The 252-nt window shown below is 66.3% G+C and carries 1 protein-coding gene; it reads right to left on the bottom strand.

Annotated elements, in window-relative coordinates; translation table 11 throughout:
* A partial coding sequence (locus tag ACLJNW_RS26985) for a ParB N-terminal domain-containing protein (RefSeq protein ID WP_410961620.1) occupies nucleotides 1-177 on the bottom strand: 177 nt, incomplete at its 3' end.
* Nucleotides 178-252: the final 75 nt, after the last annotated feature.

The raw sequence follows: 252 nt of genomic DNA, 5'->3' as shown, positions 1-252 counted from the left end.
GCCGTAGACGACGCGGTACATGCCCGGCAGGTCGTCGCGTTCGCGTATGCCGATCGGCTGCAGCAAGCCTACGCTGGCGATCGAGGCGGCAAGCTCGCGCACGTCGCCGAAGTCAGCGCGAGCATCGTGCTCGGCCAGTGCCGGCTCCAGGACCGCCACAGGGATTTCCAGCAGCATCGGCACGGCGTGGCTGTAGTGTGTCGTGACTGTCGTAGCCTTCGCCAGAGGCATCGTGTCCAGCAGGTATCAGGC

It is taken from the genome of Salmonella sp. SAL4457 (genome assembly GCF_046548235.1).
Classification (GTDB): Bacteria; Pseudomonadota; Gammaproteobacteria; order Enterobacterales; family Enterobacteriaceae; genus Salmonella; species Salmonella enterica.
The sequence above is the reverse complement of the archived record's forward strand: the minus strand, read 5'-3'. Positions and strand labels throughout refer to the sequence as shown.